Genomic DNA, 21258 nt, shown 5'->3' on the forward strand with positions numbered 1-21258 from the left:
AATTGATGGATTGGCCGGACGCGGGGCGCGTCCGGGCCTGCGGTTCTGCGCCAACAAAGCCTTCAATCCATGTGATCCGGCTTGTAGCCCGGCGTCGGCGTGAGCCCGACCATCAGTTCGAGGCCGGCGATCGCGATCAGCCAGCTTGCGGCCACCTTGACGGCGACGCCGCGGCCGCTGACCGCAAGCCAATGGCTCGGCAGGCAAAGCAGCAGCAAAGGCAGGGCGATCATCAGCGTCGGTCCATCGCCGCCCGCCTTGGCCACCATGCCGGCCCAGACCCCGCCATTGACCGCCAGCAGAACCGCGCCGGGCAGGCCTATCCTGTGCGGAAGATGCACACAGGCGGCGCTCAGCGCGACGCTGATCCAACAGCCGGCGAAGATCAGATCCGTCCAGGCCTGCGGAAGCGACAGGATCGACACCGCCGCTGAGACGGCGGTGACCACGAGGCAGGCCAATAGCCCGGTCCGCCACGGCGCATAACCCAGCGCAAGGCCGATCGCCGCGCACAACAGGGCGGGAGGGAGCGGACCTCCGCGCATCAGGCGAGCACGCGGTAGAGGAACACCATCCCAGCCAGGGCGATGCCGCCGCCAAGCCCGCGCACCATGATGGCGCCGTCCCTACGATCGTTCAGCGCGCCCAGGCCGATGCCGGCCACATGCAGCAGGCCCGTGCAGAGCACAAATCCGGTGCTATAGCCCACCGGGTCGGCCGCCGAGGGCAGCTCGCGCCCGTGGGCGTAACCGTGGAACAGGGCGAAGCCGCCGACCAGGATGCAGGCCAGCCAGACCGGCGCCCGGGCGCCGAAGGCGATCACTGCGCCCAGCACCAGGACCGAGACCGCGATGCCGAGCTCGACCGGCGGCATGGGCGTATTCAACATCCCGAGCGCGGCGCCCGCGGCCATCATCGCCGGAAAGATCACCGGCAACGCCACCAGCAGCGGCCGTCCGAGAATTGCGCCCCAGAGCCCCACCGAGACCATGGCCAACAGGTGGTCCAGTCCGCTCAAAGGATGGAGGAAGCCGGAGACGAAGCCGCCGGCCAGGCCAGTACCTGTATGGGCCTCGGCCGGGCTGGCCGCCAGGCTAAGCGCGAAGGCGGCGGAAGTCGCCGCGACCGCCAGTCGCCGCACGTCGAGGTGAGGCGCCCAATTGGAATTTGCGCGCCCATGCGCCCGGATCGCTCCCGCCCTCGTATTTCCGTCGACGATCGACTGAGGACTCCGCAATGACATCTTCGAACTCCGGCAGGGACAATTCGAACAGACCTACGGGCCAAGACGGCGGATCGACGCATCGACCGCGATGGATCTGGCGAGGCCGCGCCGGCCAGCTCCGGACGCTGCTGGCGCTGACCGCGGCGATCGGTGCGCCGACCTTCGCCGCCGCCCACGACTTCTGGATCCAGCCGGCCGCGTTCTGGCTGTCGCAGGGCGGGACGACGACGATGACGATCCTGGTCGGCCACGGGCCATACCGCGAAAAGTCGCTGATCCCCGCCGATCGCATCACGCGATTTGAAAGCTTCGGCCCCGACGGTCGCTCCGATCGCCGTGGGGAATTGAGGCTCGGCGCGGCGAATATCGACACCCAGCTGCCTTTTGCGCGGCGCGGGGAATATGTCCTGGCGCTGGAGACCAATCAGACCCAGAGCGAACTGCCGGGCATCCGCTTCACCGACTACATCAAGGCCGAGGGCCTGACCCAAGCCATCGAGCTGCGCGCCCGCAACAAGACCACTGAAGCGCCCGGCCGCGAGGTCTATAGCCGGCGAGCCAAGGCCATCGTTCAGGTCGGCTCAGCGGAGCGCCAAGGCCAGCCGGTCGCCACCCAGCGGCTGGGCCTCAGTCTCGAAATCGTGCCGGAGGCCGATCCCTACGCGCCGGGCGCCGGCGAGGACCTTCCGGTGCGCATCTATTATGAAGGCCGCCCCCTGGCGGGCGCGCTGGTCAAGCTCAACAACCTGGATTTCGACGCCCGGCCCATGGCCTCCCGCCTAACCGATCAGGCGGGGCGCGCCTTTTTCAAGGTCCCACGCATCGGGAATTGGCAGTTCAACGTAGTCTGGACGAAGCCGATCGTGGGCGATCCGAGGGCGGATTTCGAAACCACCTTCTCCAGCCTCACCCTCGGCTTCCCGCGCACACCTCCGCCTCGCCCGAATTCCTAGGCCGGCGCGGAGCGAGCGCGGCAGACCAACGGTGCGTGGTCGGGGTCGATCCGAGCGCCTTTGACAGGGGTCTTTCGATGAACCGCATCCCCGCCAGGATGGGAGCGTTGGCGGTCGGCCTGATCGTGGCCGGTTGCGCCCAGGGCGCCTCAGCCCAAGTGATCGAAGTGGGCGCCGACGGCGCCGTGGCGGTCTTTGACCGACCGACCGCCTTCACGGCTGACGGAGCCCGGGTCATCGCCCAGTCACCCGAGCGTCCGCTCCCTCGATCGGCGCCTGCCCCCGTTCGGGCGGCCCAGGCCGCCCAGGCCGCCGGCCTCAGCGCTCAGCTGATCGAAGCGGTCGCCTGGCGGGAATCTCGCTTCCGGCCGGGCGTGGTCTCGCGCGCCGGCGCCATTGGCGAAATGCAGCTGGTGCCGGCCACCGCCCGGGCCCTGGGCGTCGATCCGTTCGACTCGGCGCAGAACTACCTGGGCGGGGCGGCCTACCTGGCCGGACTGATGCGTCGCTACAACGGGGACCTGGTCCTCAGCCTGGCGGCCTACAACGCCGGGCCGGGCGCCGTCGATCGCTATGGCGGCGTCCCCCCCTTCAAAGAAACCCGCGCCTATGTGGCGGCGGTGCTCGCCCGCCTCAGCCAGAGCCAGGCGCCCGCTGTCGGCGTGCAATCCGGAACCACCCAAAAATGAAACTCCGTCCCAACTCCCGCACCCTCGCGCTAAGCCTTCTGATGGTCGCCGAAGCCGGCGCCGCCCACGCGCAGTCCGCCGCCCTCGACCCGTCCGGCTCCGGCGCCATCGTCTCAGCGGTGGGCTGGATCCAGGGCACGCTCCTGGGCAATGTCGCCACCTCGCTGGCGGTGATCGCCGTGGGGGCCACCGGCCTCGGCATGCTGACGGGGCGCATCGACTGGCGACGCGGCGCGACGGTGATCCTCGGCTGCTTCATCGTGTTCGGCGCGGCGGCGATCGTCGCCGGGATCAAGACTGCGGCTTCCGGGACGGGCCTCTGAGATGAGCCGTCTCGACCGAGATCCGGTGTTCGTCGCGCTGACCCGCCCGCAGATGTTCGCGGGCGTGACCTACAGCTATTTCGTGCTCAACGCCGTGGCCAGCATGGAGGTGTTCCTGGTCACCAAGTCGTTCTGGACACTCGTCGTCTCGGTCGCGATCCACATCGTCGGCTATCTGGGATGCCTGAAGGAGCCGCGCTTTTTCGACCTGTGGCTGATGCGGCTGGCCCAATGCCCGCGTGTCCGCAACCACGCCTTTTGGCGCTGCAACACCTACGGCGCGTGACCGATGCTGGCGCGAACGCCAAAACCTGGACTGGCGCTGAAGCCCGGCCTGGAACAGCCAGCGGGCGCACGCCTGCCCTATGCTCGCCACCTCGACGAAGCCACGATCCAGCTTCGTGACGGGCGGCTGATGCAGGTGCTGCGCCTGCGCGGCTTTCCCTTCGAGACCGCGGACAGCGACGAGCTGAACTACCGCAAGACGGTGCGCGAGACCATGTTGCGTGGCGTCGGCAATCCACGCTTCGCTCTCTATCATCACATCGTCCGCCGAGAGGTCGAGCCCCAGTTCGACGGCGCCTTCCCGGATTCGTTCAGCCGCTCGCTGGATGCGGCCTGGCGGGCGCGGCTGTCGGTGCGCAAGCTCTACGTCAACGACCTGTTCCTGACCCTTGTTCGCCGGCCCGCCCCCGGGCGGCTGGGCTTGCTTCAGGGCGCGTTGAACGGGCTCGCCCGGGCGAGCGATCGCCATGAGGCCGCGGCGAGCCAGGCGCGCGAACGGGCGGCGCTGAATGGGGCCCGCGACCTCTTGCTGTCCGCACTGGAGCCCTACGGCGCGCGCCTCTTGGCCGCCTATTCGAGCCCCACCGGCCGATGCTCCGAGCCGCTCGAGTTCCTTTCGCTGCTGTTCAATGGGGAGCTGCGCCCGGTGCTGGAGCCGAGCGGCGACGTCGGCCTCTACCTGCCCTATCGGCGGGTCAGCTTCGGCGCGGATACGCTGGAGCTCGGCCCGTCCGGCGATCTGGCCAGGAGCTTCGCCGCCATGGTTTCGCTCAAGGACTACCCGGCCCAAACGGCGCCGGGGATGCTGGACGACCTCCTGCGGCTGCCGGCCGAAATGGTGATCAGTGAAAGTTTCGCCTTCGTCGACCGTCAGGCCGCGCTCGACCGCATGAACCTCGCCCTGCGCAGGATGCGGGCGGCCGATGACGAAGCCCTCAGCCTCCGCAACGACCTGACAGCCGCCAAGGACGATGTGGCCGCCGGCCGCTCGGCTTTCGGCGAGCACCACCTGACGGTGATGGTCCGCGGCGACAGTCCGGAAGCGGCCAGTCTTGCCGCCGCAGACGTGCAGACCGCCTTCACCGAGCTGGGCGCCATTTCGGTTCGCGAGGACGTCAACCTCGAGGCCGCCTTCTGGGCCCAGTTTCCCGGCAATTTCAAGTTCATCGCCCGGCGGGCGCTGATTTCCAGCGGCAATTTCGCCAGCCTCGCCAGCGGCCACAACTTTCCAGTGGGCCAGGCCCAGGGCAACCACTGGGGGCCGGCGGTCACGCTCCTGGAGACCACGTCGGCCGGACCCTACTATTTCAACTTCCACAAGGGCGACCTCGGCAATTTCACCGTGATCGGCCCATCCGGGGCCGGCAAGACCGTGGTGCTGGCGTTTCTTCTCGCCCAAGCTCAGAAGCTCAGTCCACGAACGGTCTATTTCGACAAGGATCGCGGCGCCGAGATCTTTCTGCGCGCCATCGGCGGTCGCTACGACCTGATCAGGCCCGGCCGGACCACAGGCTTCAATCCGCTCCTGCTGGCGGACGGCCCGGAAAATCGGCGCTTCCTCTGCGAATGGGTGGTCAAGCTGGTTTCGCGCCAGGGGGAGATCCTCAGCGCCGAGGATTTGGCCCAGGTCGCCGACGCGGTCGACGCCAACTTCGCTCAGCCGCCCCAGCTTCGCCGGCTGCGATATTTCGCCGAGCTGTTCCGCGGCCGCAGCCGACCGTCCGCGGCCGATCTGGCCGCCCGCCTCGCCCCCTGGTGTGAGGGCGGCGACTACGCCTGGCTGTTCGACAACCCGGAAGACCGCCTCGATCTCGACGCGAGCACCCTGGGCTTCGACATGACCCAGGTGCTGGACGATCCCGCCGCCCGCACGCCGGTGATGATGTACCTGTTCCATCGGGTCGAGCAGCGGCTGGACGGGCGGCCGACCATCATCGTCATCGACGAGGGCTGGAAGGCGCTGGACGACCCCGCCTTCGTCCATCGCATCAAGGACTGGGAAAAGACCATCCGCAAGCGCAACGGCGTGGTGGGCTTCTGCACCCAGAGCGCATCCGACGCCCTGTCCAGCCAGATCGCCAGCGCGATCATCGAACAGGCCGCGACCCAGATCTTCATGATCAACCCCAAGGCCCAGGCCGAAGACTATTGTGGCGGCTTCGGTCTGACCGCCCACGAACTCGACATCATCCGCACGCTGCCGGACGCCGCCCGGTGCTTCCTGATCAAGCACGGGACCGACAGCGTCGTGGCCCGGCTCGATCTTTCGGGCATGCCCGGGCTCTTGACCGTTCTTTCAGGGCGGGAGAGCTCGGTGCGGCGGCTGGACGAGATCCGCGCCGAAGTGGGCGACGACCCGGCGGCCTGGCTGCCCCTGCTGCAGGAGCGAGCGTGATGTCCAGCGCCTGCGCGGTCCCCGCGGCTGACGCGCCTCTGGTGCGCAGCCTGTTGTCGCAGTCCGACTGCCACGTGCGCGAGCTGGTTCACTCCGGCTACGCCTCGCTGTTCCAGGGCTCGGGCGGCCTGGCTCCGGCCCTCACCACGCTGATGACCCTGTTCGTCGCCCTGATCGGCTATCAGCTGATGCTCGGCCGCATGGAGCTGCGGGTCGGCGAGGTGACCCTCGCCGCGATCAAGCTCGCCGCGGTCACCGCGTTCGCCAGCCAATGGGACAACTACCAGGCCCTGGTGTTCACGAGCCTGTTCGATGGTCCAGCCCAGATCGCCACCGCCATGCTGCGCAGCATCGGCGACAACCCCGGCGACATCTTCGACGGCTTGCAGGCCGCGATCGACGCCCTGACCGCGGCCTCGGCCGCCTATTCCCAGCACGCCGGCCTGGCTGCGGCGGTCCTGGTCGGTGGCGGCGGCTTCGCATCGACAGCCCTGACCGCCGCGGCAGGCCTGCTCCTGCTGTCGAGCCTTGGCGTGGTGCTTGCCGCAAAGATCGTTCTCGGCGTGCTCCTGGCGGTCGGCCCCATCTTCATCGCGCTGGCCCTGTTCGACGCCACCCGCGGCCTGTTCGAAGGCTGGCTGAGAGCGGCGCTCGGCTTCGCTTTCGCCCCGCTGTCGGCGATGCTGCTTCTGGCGGTGATCCTCTCGATCCTCGAACCGAACCTGACCCAGCTTGCCGAACTGAGGGCCAAGGGCGATTTCAGCCTGGCGCCGGTCTACAGCATCCTGACCCTGTCCATCGTATTCGCCGCCGTCACCGCCGGATCGATCGCCGCCTCGGCCATCGTATTCGGGGGCTTCCGCCTGCCAGCCAAGGCATGGCCCGGCCGGTCGCCGGCGCCCGCCGCACCGGCCGTACAACGCGCACAGGCTGACCCGGCCGCATCGCGCTCGACCCGGCTGGCCGCCGTCGTATCGGCGCAGGTCCGTCGCGAACAGATCTTCGTCTCGGATCGACATGCCACCGCGGGCGCGTCGTCGACCATTGGCGGGATCGGCGCCGCCTCCGCCGCCGGCCGCGGCGCAGCACCCGCCCCCTTCGCCGAGCCACGCCTGGGCCAAGCCCCGCGTCGCCGTGCGGCGCCCCGCACCTCAGGGCCCAGGAGGGCGAATTGAGAATGACTGGATCTTCCTTCATGCGCTTGCTCGGGCCGGTCGCCGATATCGGCGGTGACGGCTGGAACGACGACCCGGTCGAGCGGATGCGGCGTTCGCGTCGCGCCGCGTTGACGATCGCGGCCGCGGCCGCATCCGTGGCCGCGCTCGAAGCCGTCGCCCTGGCCGCCATGGCTCCGCTCAAGACCGTGGTTCCGTACACGATCGTGGTCGACCGTCAGAGCGGCTATGTCGAGACGGTCAGGGGCCTGCAACCCGGCCCCCTGCCCCAGGACCAGGCGCTGACGCAGTCGGCCCTCGTCCAGTACGTGATCGCGCGCGAGACCTTCGACGCCACGGACCTGCGGGAGAACTATCGCAAAGTCACCCTATGGTCAGACGGCGAGGCGCGCCGCCAGTATCGCGACAGCCTGGACAAGGCCAATCCCGCCAGCCCGCTGAAGCTCTATCCGCCGCAGACCGTAGTCTCCACGACGATCAAAAGCGTCTCGCTGCTCGGCCCCGGCAGCGCCCTGGTGCGTTTCGACACCCTGCGCCACGACGCCGGCGCCCAAGGCGGGGAGCGGCGGGACTGGACGGCGGTGGTCGGCTTCCGCTTCACCGGCGCGCCGATGCGGATGGAGGACCGGTTCCTCGATCCGCTCGGCTTCCAGGTGCTGAGCTATCGCCGGGACGCCGAGACCATCGCGCCGACGCCTGTGCGCTTCGACGGCCCCCTGGGCGCGCCGACGCCATGACCCGCGCGCTCGCCCTGGCCCTGGTCGCCATAGCCGTGGCGGCCGCGCCGCCCGCCCTCGCGGTCGAGGCTCCAAAGCCCGGAGCCGTCGACCCGCGCATCCGCACCCTGCCCTACGACGCCGACCAGCTGGTGCTGCTGCGCGGCCAGCTGGGCTTCCAGATGATGGTCGAATTCGCCAGCGACGAGCGGATTGAGAACGTCTCGATCGGCGATGCGCTTGCCTGGCAAGTGACCCCGAACAAGCGGGCCAACCTGCTGTTTCTCAAGCCGCTCAGCGCTGGAGCCGTGACCAACATGACTGTCGTCACCGACCAGAGGCGCTACGCCTTCGAACTGGAGACGCCCCGCTCGAAGCCGGCGCGGAACACGGACCGCACCTATGTGGTCCAGTTTGTCTATGCCAAGCCCCCAGCCGCGCCCCCTGCCCCGCCGGCCGCAGCGCCCGCGCAGCCGGTTCGCGCCAACACGCGCTACAGCTATCTCGGCGGGCGCGCCCTGTTGCCGTCGGTCGTGTTCGACGACCAGCACTTCACCTATTTCCGGTGGCCCGAGGCCACACCTACGCCGGCGATCTTCGCCGTCGCCGGCAAGGGGGGCGAAAGCCTCGTCAATTACGGCGTGCGCGACGGCTACCTGGTGGTCGAACAGATCGCGCCGCGGTTCGTGCTGCGTAATGGCCCCGACTCGACGACCGTCATCAACGACGGCTGGCGCGAACCCGACCCCGGCCCCGAAGCGCCGAAGCCGCATGTCGCCGCAAACGCCAAGGCCACGGAGATCGAACCATGAGCGGGCCGGGCCAGCCGCAAGGTGACGACGTCGAGGCTTTGCGACCTGTCGTAGCCGCCTCCCGGCCCCAACGTGGCGGGGTTCTGCTGATGGCCAGCGCCGGCGCACTCGGCCTCGCCGCTTTCCTTTGGCTGAGCCATCAGCGCACGCCGGCGCCAGCGGGCCACGCCGCGAAGCCGGGCGCCGTGCAGATCGCGGCCCTCGACCCACCGCCCGGGCTGGACCTAGCGGAAGCTGCGGCGCGCGGGATCGCGACCACTTCGCCGGCGGCTCCGCCCGCGCCGCCGATCGCTTTCGGAACGCCAGTGGCGCAGCCCTCCCTGGCCCTCGGCAAGCAAGCAACCTCGCCCACCGCCGCTGAGCTTGCGGGAGAGGCCGACCAACAGCAGCGCCTGAGATCTCCAGCGCTCATCGTCGACTTGGCGCCGCCCGGCGAAGGCGGATCGGCCGGAGCTGCCGCAGCTGGCGCGCCCCAGGGCTCGGCCAAGAGCGAAACCGGCAAGGCGGCGGACAAGGCCGCCCGACTTTCCGGCGACGAGCAATTCGCCGCGCGAATCGGCGGCGCCGAGCCCGACCAGGCCCACGCCACCCTGCTGGGCGACACGGCGCACGTGGTGCCGCAAGGGGCGATCATCCCGGCCGTGCTGGAGACGGCGCTGAATTCCGATCTGCCGGGGTTCGCCCGCGCCGTGGTCAGCCGGGACGTGCGCGGCTTCGACGGCTCGACCGTCCTGATCCCCCGCGGCAGCCGCCTGATCGGCCAGTACAAGAGCGGCGTCGCCCAAGGCCAGTCGCGCGCCTTCGTCATCTGGACGCGGCTGATCCGGCCCGATGGCGCGTCGATCCAGATCGGCTCGCCAGCCGCCGACACGCTGGGACGCACGGGATTGCAGGGCGCCGTCGACCGTCACTTCATCGAACGCTTCAGCAATTCGGTTTTGCTGAGCGTGGTCGACGCGGGCGTGGCCTCGCTGTTTCGCGGACCGAACACCCAGATCCTGGTCGGCTCCAGCCAGGAAGCCGCCGGGCTCGCCGCAACGATCGCGACGCCGGCCGCGATTGCGCCGACCATCAAGGTCCCTCAGGGCGCCCCGGTGCGGGTGTTCGTCGCCAAGGATCTCGATTTTTCCACTGCGAGCGGGGCCAAGCCGTGATTGTCACGAAGGTCGGGGCCTATCTCGAAGCCTACCTCCGTCCGCTGGCGCCTTGGCTCGAACGGGAAGACATCACCGACATCTTCATCAATCGGCCCGGCGAGCTCTGGGCCGAGACCCTTGGCGGCGGATGCGAGCATCATGCCGAACCCGACCTGACCGAGGTCGCCCTATGGCGACTGGCGACCCAGATCGCCGCAGCCACACACCAAGGCGTCAGCCGCGAGCATCCCCTGGTCGCGGCGACCCTGCCGGGCGGCGCCCGCGTGCAGATCGTCGCGCCGCCTGCCACCCGTGGCCCCTTGGCCATGGCCATCCGCAAACAGGTCGTGCGCGACCTGTCGATCGGCGACTATGCGGCCGCCGGAGCCTTCGCTGCGGCCATGACCGACGCCGATCCGGCGGCGAGCACGGTGGACGACGCCCTCGCCGCCCTGCTCGCCAAGCGTGATCTTGCGGAATTTCTGGCCCTGGCTGTCCGGGCGCGGAAGAACATCCTGATCAGCGGCGGCACCTCGACCGGCAAGACTACTTTCCTCAACGCCCTGCTTAAAGAAGTTCCCGCGCAGGAACGCCTGATCACCATCGAGGACACCCCGGAGGTTCGCACACCTCACGCCAACGCCATCGGCCTGATCGCGGTCCGTGGCGAGCAGGGCGAGGCCAGGGTGACGGTGGAGGATCTGCTGCAGGCCTCGCTCCGGCTTCGCCCCGACCGGATCATTCTCGGTGAGCTGCGCGGCGCCGAAGCGTTCAGCTTCCTGCGCGCCGTCAATTCCGGCCATCCCGGGTCGATCACCACGGTCCACGCCGACAGCCCTGCTGCGGCGATCGACCAGATCGCCCTGATGGTGCTGCAGTCCGGCGCGAACCTCGGCCGCGCCGAGATCGGCCAGTACGTGCGGGGCGTCATCGACATCGCTGTGCAGCTCGGCCGCGTGGACGGACGTCGCATCGTCAGCCAGGTGACGTTCCGAAGGGGCCCGGAGGCCTAGGCCCTCGGCGTGAATGGGTCCCGTCCCCAGGGTCAGACTGGGGCTCAGTTCCGCGGCCGCGAACCTGCCTGTCACCTCTGGCAAAATATATGGCGGCGCACCGTTCTACGGGTGCGCCGCCTTGGTTCTTGGTTATCGGATGATCGGGCGCCTCGCCGCGGGGAGGCTACGAGGCGCCTTTTGATCAATGCAGGTTCGTAGCCGGCGTCGCGGTCGGATCGACCGGGACGACGTCGCCGGATTTCACCGGATTGGGCGCCGCGCTCGAACTGACGTGGAAGTCCGTATCGAAGCCTGCGCCGAACTGGGCATGCGGCGACGGCGGCGGCGGAGGCGGCGCCGGGGGATTACCGCTCTTGCAGGCCGAAAGGCCCACAGCCAGCGTTGCCACCGCTCCGAGTAGCGCTATTCGTTTCATGGCTTTGCTCCTTCCGCGGACCGGGTCATTCCCCGATCCGATGGGCCGAAAGGGGCGAGCCGCCGAGCGGAGCATTCAGATAGGGGAAGGCGTTCTGAACGTCCGTATCGTGGATCGGGGCCCCGTCGGTGTAAGGCACCTGGCCGGTCGGCGCGTCGGCGGGCTTGCACAGTCCAAGATCGGTCGGCGCGCCATTGGCGCCGATCGGCACCGGATAGCAGAGCGCGCCCATGGCCACGCGCAGGGTGATGTCGACGGTGTCGTCACCTGGGCGGCGGCCGTTTGGATAGCCGGCCAGGTCACCGCCGGCCACGCCGAAGGTCGACTGGCTGCCTCGCGGCGTGACCGGGACGCCCATGTTCAGGCGGGTCATCTCCGACGGGGTCACCGTCGAGAGCTGATTGAGCCCCGGGAACCCTTTCAAGAACGTCGTGACCAGGTCGTTTCGCGGGAAGTTGCTGGGAGCCAGGTTCGTGAAGTTAGCGCCGGCCAGTTGGTTCACCGGGGCCAGGAACAGCTGGTTGAGGATCGCCGGATAGGTCGGGTTGGTGACATAGGCCAGGAACTGGCCATCGTCCTTGGGATCCGAGCCGTTGAACTTGTCCTTGTCCGGCAGGCCGATCACCAGTTCGTTGACCAGGGGCATGCCAAGGCGCGAGACCTGGGTGTAGGCGCCGCCCGACGGCGTCGGGTTGGCGTAGCCGGGTTTCGGATCGATCAGCCGGGCCTGCGGCAGGCTGGCGGTCTGCCATCCGCCGATCACGCCGTTTCCGGTCCCCTTCAGGCAGCTGATCGGCACTTCGAGGGCGATGCTGGTGACGTTCTTCTTGCCGACCAATTCGTCGTTGGAGCGGCTCTGGGTGATCCCGTGCGGGAAGCCCTTGCCGTCGCCAGCGCCCGGCGCGCTGTCGCCTTCGATCGGGACGATGTTCACCAGGTCGAAGATCGAGCCCAGGTTGACGGCGAAGGCCTCGGCGCGTTGGCCGACGAACACCCTGCCCTGGGTCGGGCAGCCGGGGATGTTGACGTTGTAGATGAACTGGTTGGCGTAGGCGTTGTAGTTGGAGAAGGTCTTCAGGCCGGTATTGTCCAGCGGCTTGGTGAAGGTGCTCGTCCCGTCGGCCGCGTTGGTGATCGCCTCGCGCTTGCCGCTGTGACGGTCGCCAGTGATCTGGGTGACGGTATAGGTCTCGACCTCGCCGAGGTTCGCATCGCCCGCCTTGGTGACCGGCCCGTTCTGGCGCAGAGCGATCGCGTTGGTCGTGCCGCCAATGTTGAGGGTGATGCCGGTCTGGTTCTGCAGCGTGTTGCTGAATTTGAACTGGTAGGTCAGATGCTCCTTGGCGTCGCCGACGTTGTCGACGTGGATCTCATAGACGGCGTCGGGATCCATGGTGAAATAGTTCGGGCCGCCGCCCGGATCCTGCAGCGGGATGTAGTTGGCGATGAAGGTCACATATTGGTCCCGGCCCGGCTCATAGCTGCGGAACATGTAGAAGTCGGTCGAGTCGGTCTTGGGCAGTTTGGTGATGCCAGGGGCTTCACGGTGGCTGGACGCGAAGCTCGGCGATGCGCCGATCAAGGCTGTCCCGGCCAGGAGGAGGGTTAGTCCTCCGCGGATTGGTCTCTTCACAAGTGCCTCCTGATCGCGAGCGCGATCCTGAAATTGACGACCCCTGTCGCCGTTACGGACGGAAGACGGATTGGGATGTCGCCCACGCTCAGAAAGCCGTGCAGGCCCTCAGCGAATCAGGTCGGACCATCGCCATTGGCCGGACCCCACAGCGAGCAGGGTCGCCGGGACGCTGGGCGCGAAGAAGAACATCGGGCCGTTGTTCAGCTGGTCGCGGCAATCGGGGCGAGCTGCTCCCACCTCGCGCGCGACGAGCCCGCGGAGCAGAGCCGAACCCTGGTCGGGATGCGAGGGCCAGGACCCGTTCCAGAGCAGCACGGTGTTGGAGACCGACCTGGCCGAGGCCGGGATCAGGCTCACCCCCTGCCGGGCCAATGCGCTGGCCTGAAAATCCTCAGCCAGGTTCTTGGCGAGGTCGCAAGGCCCGTCGGGAGGGCCCATGGCCGAGGCAGGCTCGAAGGCCGCCATGGCCGTGGCGATCTCGGCCGCCTGCGCCTGATCGGCGGCTTGCTCCGCCTGGGCGTCGGCAGGTCGGGAAGCGCTGGGAGGCGGCGGCTCGGCCTGCTCGGCTTCGGCCTGCGGCGGCTCATGCTGCGCCGAGGCCTTGGCGGACTTTGGGCGAGGGAAGGACGCAAAGCCGACGATCATCGCATCCGGTGTCGTACTGGCTTCGCCGGCCGGCGGATTCGGAGCGTGGAGCCAAAGGCTCGACAGCAGGAGCAGGTGAAGGCCGACCGCGCTGAGGGTCGCGGCCGCGCGAACTTGGCGGCGGCGTCCAAGCAGCCTCGCACTCCTTCCAACGCGGGTGCTCTGCAGGTCGGCGGGGCTGCGCGGCCAGGTCATGGATATGGCTCGAGCTGTCGAGGAAATTCGAGTTGATCCCTGGAATACGAAATAGCCGGTCCGGCCGGATGCGCCTTACCCGCCTCGGACGCGCCGAACAGCGCCGGCCGGAAATATTCAACCGCCAGCGCATCCCACGCCGGGTTCGGCGCGTAGCGGAATAGCCTGACGGCCAATCGGCTGTCGGCGCCTCGACACTTCCATGGACGCCGGGGCGAAGACTGACGCTCCCGACGCCGGGCGCCGCGATGCAGGTCTCGACCCCCCAAAGGCGTCGTGATCGCCCGCGCGTCGACGGCCCGTCAGGGACGCGGGGGGCGCAAGCCCTCCGCGTCCGCACCTGCAGCTCCCAGCCAGGGCCAACCATTCGAATTTCAACGCGGCGGGCATCTGTCGCCAATTCCCCAGCCGTAGGTTCGTCGGGGTCGTCATACACGACGCAGGCTTCACCCCCTGCGTCGCCAAATGCAAAGCCGCCTCGATGACGCCGCCCAGCTTGCGCTCGACCTTTTCCCAGTGCGCCTCGCGATGAACTCCCCTCGCAAAACCGACGCACTGCAGACCGGCGACGAACAGATCGCCATCGACCTGGCGCTCGGACTTCTATCGGAAGACGACGTGAAAGCGATCGAACGGCGCGTGCGCGCCGAGCCCATCTTCGCCCGGTCACTGAGGTTGCGCCTGGGCCGCCTCGCCGAGATGGGGCGCGCCTTCGGCGACGCACGGCCGTCGTCGACGCTGTGGGACCGGATCGCCGCGATCATCGCCCGGCTCGACCAGCAGAGTTGACGTTCCAACCCGGGGCATCCGGGCGGCGGCGCGGCCCGTATCGCCGAAGCTATCTCGCAACCACGCCGAGGATCCAGATGACCGCCGGGCGCCACACCCATTGGCGGCGCGCGTCAGCGTCAGCGTCAGCGCTCGCGGTCGCCTTGGCTACGGCCGGCGGCGCGGCGCGTGCGGATACCGCCGCTGCCGACATCGACACCATCGTCGTCACCGCCAAGCTCCGCGACGCCATCGGCGGACCCGACTCGGCCAGCGCCGGCGTCGTCGGCGGGGTCGAACTGTCACAGCGGCCGATCCTGCGGCAGGCCGAAATCCTGGAGGCCGCGCCCGGCATGATCGTCACCGCCCACACCAGCGGCGGCAAGGCCAACCAGTACTATCTGCGCGGCTTCAACCTCGACCATGGGACAGATTTCGCCTCCAGCGTCGATGGCGCGCCGGTCAATTTAGGATCCCACGCCCATGGCCAGGGCTATATGGACCTGAACTGGCTGATCCCCGAACTCGTGGCGAGCGTCAGTTATCGCAAGGGTCCCTATTATGCCGACGCCGGCGACTTCGCGGCGGCCGGCGACGCGGCCGTCACCTATCTGCCCAAGCTGCCGAGCAATTTCGTTCAACTCGAAGGCGGAACGGACGACTACGCCCGGGTGCTGATCGCCGGCTCAGGCGATCTGGGGCCTGGGCGCCTGCTCTATGCCGCCGAATATATCTACTATGACGGCCCGTACCGGGAGCCGGGCGCCTATCGGCGTCCCAACGGCGTCCTGAAATACACCTTCGGCGACACGAGCCGAGGCGGCGGCCTGACCTTCCAGGCCTATGACGCCCATTGGACCGCCAGCGACCAGATCCCTGTCGCGGCGATCCCGACCCTGCCCAGCGGCCAATATGGCGCGATCGATCCCACCAGCACAGGCGCTACCGACCGGTACAGCGCGGTCGGCGAGTGGCATTGGCAGGAGGGTTCGATCAGCCACCAGGTGCGGCTCTACGCCATCAAGTACGGCCTGAACCTCTATTCCGACTTCAGCGCGTTCATCGACCAAGCCCACGGCGACCAGTTCCGCCAGTTCGACGACCGCTACATCGTCGGCGGGGCATGGAGGACGACGATCTCCGGCGACTATCTGGGGGAAAGCGACATCGACGCCGTCGGCTTCGAGACACGCAACGACTTCGTCAAACTCGAGCTGGATCACACCCAGGCCCGGCGCTTCCTGCAGAACTATCGGACCGACAGGGTCAGCGTGAACTCGGCCGCCGCCTGGTGGTCGAACAGCGTCCGCTGGACGCCCTGGCTTGCGACGCAAGCCGGGTTGCGCCTGGAGGCCTTCCACTTCAACGATCACAGCAACACCGCGGCCAATTCGGGCGACACCAGCATCCTGCGGTCGGCGCCGAAATTCGGGATCACTGGCTCCCCGCGTTCGGGTATCGACCTCTACGCCCAGGCCGGGATCAGCTATCGGAGCAACGACGCACGGGGGATATTCGACGTGGCGCCGTCCTATCGCGGCGGCCCCGTCCCCAACCAGAAGTCAAAGGCGATCGTCCGCTCCGAAGGCGTCGAAGTCGGCCTTAGATTCAAAGCGGCTCACGGCCTGACCAGCACTGTGGCGGTCTGGTACCTGCAGAGCAACTCCGAGGCCTTCTTCTCGGGCGACACGGGCTCCAACACCGACACCGACCGGCCCGGCCAGCGCTATGGCGTCGAGTGGAACAACATCTACAAGCCGACCCCATGGCTGACCATCGACGCGGACGCCGCTCAGTCCCAGGCCTTCTTCGCCGATCACGACAAGGCTGTCGGCGATCGCATCCCGGAGGCCATCAAGACCTCGGTGTCCGCATCGGCCACAATCCATGACCTGAACTTCGCGCCAGGCCTCACCGCGAGCCTGCGCCTGCGCTACTTCGCGCCGCGGGACCTGACCCAGGACGGCGGCCAGCGGTCCGCGCCATCCACCGTGGTCAATGGCCGCGTGACCTATGATGTCTCACGAAACCTGACTGTCGGCCTGGAGGCCCTGAACCTTCTGGACGTGAAGTACAACGACGCGGAGTACTACGACGCCTTCCGGCTCAGGGGCCAGCCCGCCAATCCCGCCAGCGCCGACGGCAGCTATCAGGGCCACGTCATCCACGCCGGCGAGCCGCGCGAGATCCGCGCCAGCCTCACCGTGAAATTCTGACAAACCCGGCCGCGGTCAGACGCCCGCATACCACTCGTAACCCCGGTCTTCCCAATAGCCGCCCTTGCCGCGCCCGATACCGGCGAAGCTGTCGACGGCCTCGATACGCATCACATATTTGGCCATCTTGTAGCCGAGCTGGCGCTCGACCCTGAGCCGCAATGGCGCGCCGTGAGCGATCGGCAGCGGCTGGCCGTTCATCTCGTAGGCCAGAATGGTCTGCGGGTGATGGGCGTCGATCAGATCGATGCTCTCATAGTACTGGCCAGTCCCGTCCAGGGTGACCTCCAGGCTGTCGGCGCAATAGAGCACCACGAACCGCGCCGCCGGCTTCAGCCGGGCCTCGGCGAGCAAAGGCCCCAAGGGCGCGCCAGTCCACTCGGCGACGCCGCTCCAGCCCTCGACGCAATCGTGCCGGGTGATCTGGGTGCGAGCGGGGCGATGGCGCAGTTCCGCCAGCGACAGGCGCAGCGGGCGTTCGACCAATCCGCCCACCTCGAGCCGCCAGTCGGCGAAGCCGGCCGCGGCCAGGCGCCGATAGTCGTCATCGTCCGGATCGGTGGTCCCGTTGGCGCGGAAGTCCCCCGAAATATCGGCTCGCGTAAACTCGGCGGCCAGGGCTGTGCGCGGGACAAGGAACCGCTGAGCCCGACGCGTCAGGGCTTCAGCCCGACCGAGCCCGGAGATGACACCCGGGGAACTCGACAGGCGGTCGCAGCCGGAGAGCGCCGAGGCGGCCAATGCGGCCAGGCCCCTCCAGGTCTGGCGGCGGTCAGGACCAGCCATGGTCGTCCTCGTCAGACACGTAGAGGGCATAGCGCCCGGTGATGATCGCCCGCAGATTGTTGAGCGGGCCGGAGAGCGCCACCATCGCCAGGTGAACAGCGACAAACAGCCCGATGCTCATGGCGCTCAGAAAATGGATCGTGCGGGCCGTCTGTCGGCCTCCGAGCAGCATGGGCAGCCACGGCGCCGCTGCGTCGATCGCCGGCGACATGGCCAGGCCACTGACCAGCATCAGCGGCAGAAGCCCACCGAGCACGGCTGAATATGTCAGTTTCTGCAGCACGTTGTAGCGCCAGGCCTCTGGCCCATGCGGGAACCGCAGCCGCAGGTGATCCCAGATCGAAGCGCCGATCCGGGACAGGTCGCTCCGGGTCGGCGCCAAGGTGCGCCTGAAGCGCCGCGTGAGCACGCCGTAGGAGATCAATACGGTAAGATTGGCGGCGAACAGCCAGGCGAAGAAGAAGTGCCAGCGCCGCCCGAGAGCGAGGTCCTGGAAGCCCGGCAGGGTCATCCAATGCGGAAACGCCCGGGCTGTCGGCGATCCGTCCGCTCCGGGCGAGACGCCCAGGACGCCCGTGGTCTGGACAGCGACGCCCAGCAGCCTCAGATGGCCCCTGGCCGCGCGGCCGGCCGGCAGGTCAGAGGTTATCGCCAATACCGGGCGGCTGAAGTTCGAGGATTGGCCGAGATAGAGCGCGGGGTGGGCGTTGAAGATCTGCAGCCCGCTCGCCAGCAACACCCCGACGCAAATCGCATTGACCCAATGGGTCACACGAACGGCGACGGGATGCCGGTAGATGTCGATGCGCCGACGCCGCCCTGTCCGCTCCTGTGGGTCCGCCATGAATTCGGCTCAGCGATGCAAAGGCGAACCGGCGCCCGCGACCGCGGGCGCCGGTCCATCGCCTGGGTCAGCCCGGCAGCAGGACGGTGTCGACCACATGGATCACGCCGTTCGACTGCAAAACGTCGCCGATGGTGACGTGGGAGACTCCGCCTTTGGCGTCGGTCAGCAGGATATGCTTGCCCTTGGCGGTGACGGTCAGGGTCGCGCCTTGGACGGTGGTCAGGGTCGCAGTCCCGCCGCCCTGCTTCACCTTGGCCAGCAGGTCCGCCGCGGTCAGACGTCCCGCCACCACGTGATAGCCGAGCACGGCGGTCAGCTTGCCCTTGTTCTCCGGCTGCAACAGGGTGTCGACCGTGCCCGCCGGCAACTTGGCGAAGGCGGCGTTGGTGGGGGCGAAAACGGTGAAGGGCCCGGCGGTCTGCAGGGTGTCCACCAGGCCGGCCGCCTTGACCGCCGCGACCAGGGTCGTGTGGTCCTTGGAGTTGACGGCGTTTTGAATGATGTTCTTGGAAGGATACATCGGCGCCCCGCCGACCATCTTGGTGTGTTCCTGGGCCATGCCGCCCATCGCGCCCGACATCTGGGCGTTGGCGGCGGCGCCGGTCGCGCCGACGACCAGGATCGCAAGGCTGGCCGCAGCGATGCGGCCAAGGGTGTTCGTGTTCATGTGATGAGGTCCTGTCTGAGCCTCCCCTCCTGTGGGTGGCCTGCCGCCTCTACGACCTGCCGCCACGATTTGGATGCAACCGGGTCCGCCAAGCGGGGCTGAAATTTTCTGCCATGGACCGTGCATCCGAAATCGCGCGATCTGCGTAGCCCGGTGCAGGCGCCTGGCTTGACTTGATCTGTGGCTATGGCCTTTCTCGGCGGATCGCCACCGGGGATGGTCCAGGCGCCGCCTACTGATTGGAAGGGTCTTGGTCCTATTATGACCGACATGCATGACACGGACGCACACGACGGCGATCCGGCCTTCGAGGCTCTTGCAGCGCTCTGGGATCGGCGCCTGGCGGAAGCGGGCGATGCCCTCGACGCCCATGAGCCCTCGCCCAAGGTATGGGAGTTGATCAGCGCGCGGATCGACCATCTGCAGGCGTCTCAACCCACCCTCACCGTGCCCAGCAGTGAAGGCGTTTGGGAGTATTTCGCGCCTGGTGTGCTGAAGAAGGTCCTGCACGTCGATGCGGACGCCGGATGGCAGGCCTACCTGGTGAAGATAGAGCCGGGCGGAGGCGTTGCTCCGCATAGTCACTCTCGGCTCGAAGAATGCTTTGTGTTGGAAGGTGAATTCCAGATCGGCGGCGCCACTGTCCGAAAAGGCGACCTGCATCTGGGCTTCGCCGGTCACGACCATGGCGCTCTGGTCAGTCCAGCGGGGGCGCTACTTTACATCCGCGGCCAGATCGACGGCTGATCCGGCAGGCGCTTCGGCTCGTAGACCTTGCCGGCGCTGGGACGAAACGCCTCCATCCACTGACGATCTGGAAATCGAAAACCTGGTGTTGACTGGAAGCAAGATTTAATGTCATGAATAGTGACATCATTTATGAGTCGATGCTGCGACTTGCTGCCTTGAGCTTCGGCAGCGTGACGCCCTGGCGTCCATGCTTGGAAAAGGTGGAAAGGTGATGTCGAAATCCCAGCCGAACCTTGCAGAGCCCGTCCCGGAAACGTCTCCGGCGGAGCGCGAGGCCTCTCCCGCGCCGGAACTTTCCGCGCTCCTGGTTGCGACCGCGGCAGGCGACCGCCGGGCCTTCAAGGCGCTCTACGAGGCCACGAACCGGAAAATGTTCGGCGTCGCCCTTCTCATCCTCAAGCGTCGCGAAGCCGCCGAAGATGTACTTCAGGACGCCTATGTCCGTGTCTGGACGGAAGCTCGCCGATATGATCCGGAACGAGGCCCTCCCCTGCCTTGGCTGTCGCGCATCGTCCGCAACCTGGCCATCGACCATCTGCGCCGGGACCGCGGCCTGACCGAGGACATCGCCGATCAGGCCGAAATCCTGGCTGCGCCAGCCCTGCCCGTCGCCGAACGGGCGGACCTCAATCGGGGGCTGGCCCGGCTAGGCGCCGACCATCGCGAGATCCTGACCCTGGCCTTCGTCCACGGCTATACGCACGAGGAGCTCGCCGACCGCCTTGGCCTGCCGCTCGGCACGGCCAAGTCCCGGGTCCGTCGCGGGCTCCAGCAATTGCAGGCCTACTTTGAGGGCGAGAGTTCCGGGGCTGGCGTTTTGAGAATGGCGTGACAGCCAGTCGATTTAGCGTCACAATCCATGACATGAATACCGAAAGCCGGCGGGCGCGCTATACCAGCCTTCTGAGAACGCGCCAGAAGGGACAGACGACGGTCCTGATCCTTGAGGCGGTGGCGAGTATCCTTCGTCGCGCCGACGTGTCCGCCGTGACGATCTCGGAGGTCGCTCGTGTGGCCGAGGTGACCGAGCGCACCGTCTACAGGCACTTCAAGACCCGCGATGAACTTTTGAAAGCCTTCTGGCCCTGGCAGCTGGAGCAGATGGGCGGACCGTTCACGAACCGGCCGCGCTCCCTAGAAGCCTTTCTCAAAACCCTGCCGGTGCTCTACGCGGGCTGGGAGCGAGAAGAGGGGTTGGTGAGGGCCATATTCTTCTCGGCCGAGGCGCGCGCAATCCGTGGCCCCGTCACCGCCAACTATATGAACCATATCAGCGAATTCCTGTCTGAACTCCTGCCTGACGCCACGCTCGACGAGCGCCGCCAGGTGGCCGCGCCGATTGTCTTTCTCTGCAGTGTCGCCAATTGGATCTTCATGCGCGACAGCTGCGGCTACACGGGCCAGCAGGCGGCCGAGGCTACCGTGCGCGGCATCAAGTTGATCCTTGAAGGCGCCCGTCGCGAGGGGCGAGCGGCCTAGGTTTTTTTCAAGGCGCGCTGCAAAAGCCGGGACCATCACGGTGGAGCCCGCCGCATCTAAAATCGCGTTCGCTGCGTAGCGACCATGCGGGCCAGCGTGTGTGCTGAGCCTCACCGGTCGATGTCGGCG

The 21258-nt window shown here is 67.7% G+C and carries 23 protein-coding genes; 15 read left to right on the forward strand and 8 right to left on the reverse strand.

From position 1 onward, the window contains the following. Positions 1-62 precede the first annotated feature (62 nt). Together KCG34_RS08025 and KCG34_RS08030 are read right to left on the reverse strand one after the other, a co-directional pair. Positions 63-545, reverse strand: a complete 483-nt coding sequence (locus KCG34_RS08025) for a hypothetical protein (RefSeq protein ID WP_211939857.1) — start codon at positions 543-545, stop codon at positions 63-65. Next, positions 545-1141 carry a HupE/UreJ family protein gene (locus KCG34_RS08030; protein WP_249138263.1) on the reverse strand — a complete coding sequence of 199 codons (597 nt, stop codon included), beginning with the start codon at positions 1139-1141 and terminating at the stop codon, positions 545-547. The genes KCG34_RS08025 and KCG34_RS08030 overlap by 1 nt, the downstream gene beginning before the upstream one ends. A 95-nt stretch (positions 1142-1236) precedes the next feature. Between KCG34_RS08030 and KCG34_RS08035 the strand changes: the two genes are divergently transcribed. The 10 genes from KCG34_RS08035 (at position 1237) to virB11 (ending at position 10722) form a co-directional block, all read left to right on the forward strand. Beyond that, positions 1237-2178 (forward strand): DUF4198 domain-containing protein, encoded by a 942-nt coding sequence (locus tag KCG34_RS08035; RefSeq protein ID WP_211939859.1) that lies wholly within the window; start codon positions 1237-1239, stop codon positions 2176-2178. 77 nt (positions 2179-2255) lie between these two features. Beyond that, complete coding sequence (locus tag KCG34_RS08040; protein ID WP_211939860.1) at positions 2256-2867, forward strand: lytic transglycosylase domain-containing protein; 612 nt, start codon at positions 2256-2258, stop codon at positions 2865-2867. Then, a complete protein-coding gene (locus KCG34_RS08045; RefSeq protein ID WP_211939861.1) occupies positions 2864-3190 on the forward strand; it encodes a TrbC/VirB2 family type IV secretion system protein in 327 nt (108 codons plus the stop codon). Before KCG34_RS08040 ends, KCG34_RS08045 begins: the two co-directional genes overlap by 4 nt. 1 nt (position 3191) lies before the next feature. Continuing rightward, complete coding sequence (locus KCG34_RS08050) at positions 3192-3476, forward strand: VirB3 family type IV secretion system protein (protein WP_211939862.1); 285 nt, start codon at positions 3192-3194, stop codon at positions 3474-3476. 3 nt (positions 3477-3479) lie between these two features. After that, on the forward strand, positions 3480-5870 hold the full coding sequence (locus tag KCG34_RS08055; protein ID WP_211939863.1) for a VirB4 family type IV secretion/conjugal transfer ATPase: 2391 nt from the start codon (positions 3480-3482) through the stop codon (positions 5868-5870). Further along, positions 5870-7045: a TrbL/VirB6 family protein gene (locus KCG34_RS08060; RefSeq protein ID WP_211939864.1), complete on the forward strand. Its 1176-nt coding sequence runs from the start codon at positions 5870-5872 to the stop codon at positions 7043-7045. The genes KCG34_RS08055 and KCG34_RS08060 overlap by 1 nt, the downstream gene beginning before the upstream one ends. Before the next feature lie 2 nt (positions 7046-7047). After that, on the forward strand, positions 7048-7782 hold the full coding sequence (locus tag KCG34_RS08065) for a VirB8 family type IV secretion system protein (protein WP_211939865.1): 735 nt from the start codon (positions 7048-7050) through the stop codon (positions 7780-7782). Continuing rightward, a complete protein-coding gene (locus tag KCG34_RS08070; RefSeq protein ID WP_211939866.1) occupies positions 7779-8573 on the forward strand; it encodes a TrbG/VirB9 family P-type conjugative transfer protein in 795 nt (264 codons plus the stop codon). Before KCG34_RS08065 ends, KCG34_RS08070 begins: the two co-directional genes overlap by 4 nt. Continuing rightward, entirely contained in the window at positions 8570-9727 is a 1158-nt protein-coding gene (locus KCG34_RS08075; protein ID WP_211939867.1) for a TrbI/VirB10 family protein, read from the forward strand. Before KCG34_RS08070 ends, KCG34_RS08075 begins: the two co-directional genes overlap by 4 nt. After that, on the forward strand, positions 9724-10722 hold the full coding sequence (virB11, locus tag KCG34_RS08080) for a P-type DNA transfer ATPase VirB11 (RefSeq protein WP_249138264.1): 999 nt from the start codon (positions 9724-9726) through the stop codon (positions 10720-10722). The genes KCG34_RS08075 and virB11 overlap by 4 nt, the downstream gene beginning before the upstream one ends. 184 nt (positions 10723-10906) lie before the next feature. On the opposite strand, the gene KCG34_RS08085 is transcribed toward virB11, so the two are convergent. From KCG34_RS08085 to KCG34_RS08095, 3 genes are all read right to left on the reverse strand, one after another. After that, positions 10907-11140, reverse strand: a complete 234-nt coding sequence (locus tag KCG34_RS08085) for a hypothetical protein (protein ID WP_211939868.1) — start codon at positions 11138-11140, stop codon at positions 10907-10909. Between the two features lie 25 nt (positions 11141-11165). Then, on the reverse strand, positions 11166-12773 hold the full coding sequence (locus KCG34_RS08090; RefSeq protein WP_211939869.1) for a DUF4331 domain-containing protein: 1608 nt from the start codon (positions 12771-12773) through the stop codon (positions 11166-11168). Positions 12774-12881: 108 nt separating this feature from the next. Continuing rightward, complete coding sequence (locus KCG34_RS08095; RefSeq protein WP_211939870.1) at positions 12882-13616, reverse strand: hypothetical protein; 735 nt, start codon at positions 13614-13616, stop codon at positions 12882-12884. A gap of 465 nt (positions 13617-14081) precedes the next feature. Between KCG34_RS08095 and KCG34_RS08100 the strand changes: the two genes are divergently transcribed. Together KCG34_RS08100 and KCG34_RS08105 are read left to right on the forward strand one after the other, a co-directional pair. Beyond that, positions 14082-14405, forward strand: a complete 324-nt coding sequence (locus KCG34_RS08100; protein WP_211939871.1) for a hypothetical protein — start codon at positions 14082-14084, stop codon at positions 14403-14405. 77 nt (positions 14406-14482) lie between these two features. Then, positions 14483-16600, forward strand: coding sequence for a TonB-dependent receptor (locus KCG34_RS08105; protein ID WP_211939872.1), 2118 nt, complete (start codon positions 14483-14485; stop codon positions 16598-16600). 15 nt (positions 16601-16615) lie between these two features. Here KCG34_RS08105 and KCG34_RS08110 read toward each other — a convergent pair whose 3' ends face one another. The 3 genes from KCG34_RS08110 to KCG34_RS08120 all read right to left on the reverse strand — a co-directional run bounded on the left by KCG34_RS08110 (position 16616) and on the right by KCG34_RS08120 (position 18900). Further along, positions 16616-17386 carry a molybdopterin-binding protein gene (locus KCG34_RS08110; protein ID WP_211939873.1) on the reverse strand — a complete coding sequence of 257 codons (771 nt, stop codon included), beginning with the start codon at positions 17384-17386 and terminating at the stop codon, positions 16616-16618. Then, positions 17373-18230: a cytochrome b/b6 domain-containing protein gene (locus KCG34_RS08115; RefSeq protein WP_211939874.1), complete on the reverse strand. Its 858-nt coding sequence runs from the start codon at positions 18228-18230 to the stop codon at positions 17373-17375. The genes KCG34_RS08110 and KCG34_RS08115 overlap by 14 nt, the downstream gene beginning before the upstream one ends. Before the next feature lie 67 nt (positions 18231-18297). Continuing rightward, positions 18298-18900, reverse strand: coding sequence for a fasciclin domain-containing protein (locus tag KCG34_RS08120; RefSeq protein ID WP_211939875.1), 603 nt, complete (start codon positions 18898-18900; stop codon positions 18298-18300). A 261-nt stretch (positions 18901-19161) separates the two neighbouring features. On the opposite strand from KCG34_RS08120, the gene KCG34_RS08125 reads away from it, so the two are divergent. From KCG34_RS08125 to KCG34_RS08135, 3 genes are all read left to right on the forward strand, one after another. Next, positions 19162-19647, forward strand: a complete 486-nt coding sequence (locus tag KCG34_RS08125) for a cupin domain-containing protein (protein WP_211939876.1) — start codon at positions 19162-19164, stop codon at positions 19645-19647. 214 nt (positions 19648-19861) lie between these two features. Continuing rightward, entirely contained in the window at positions 19862-20482 is a 621-nt protein-coding gene (locus KCG34_RS08130) for an RNA polymerase sigma factor (protein WP_211939877.1), read from the forward strand. 32 nt (positions 20483-20514) lie between these two features. Next, entirely contained in the window at positions 20515-21129 is a 615-nt protein-coding gene (locus KCG34_RS08135; protein ID WP_211939878.1) for a TetR/AcrR family transcriptional regulator, read from the forward strand. Positions 21130-21258: the final 129 nt, after the last annotated feature.

Source organism: Phenylobacterium montanum (genome assembly GCF_018135625.1).
GTDB lineage: Bacteria > Pseudomonadota > Alphaproteobacteria > Caulobacterales > Caulobacteraceae > Poindextera > Poindextera montana.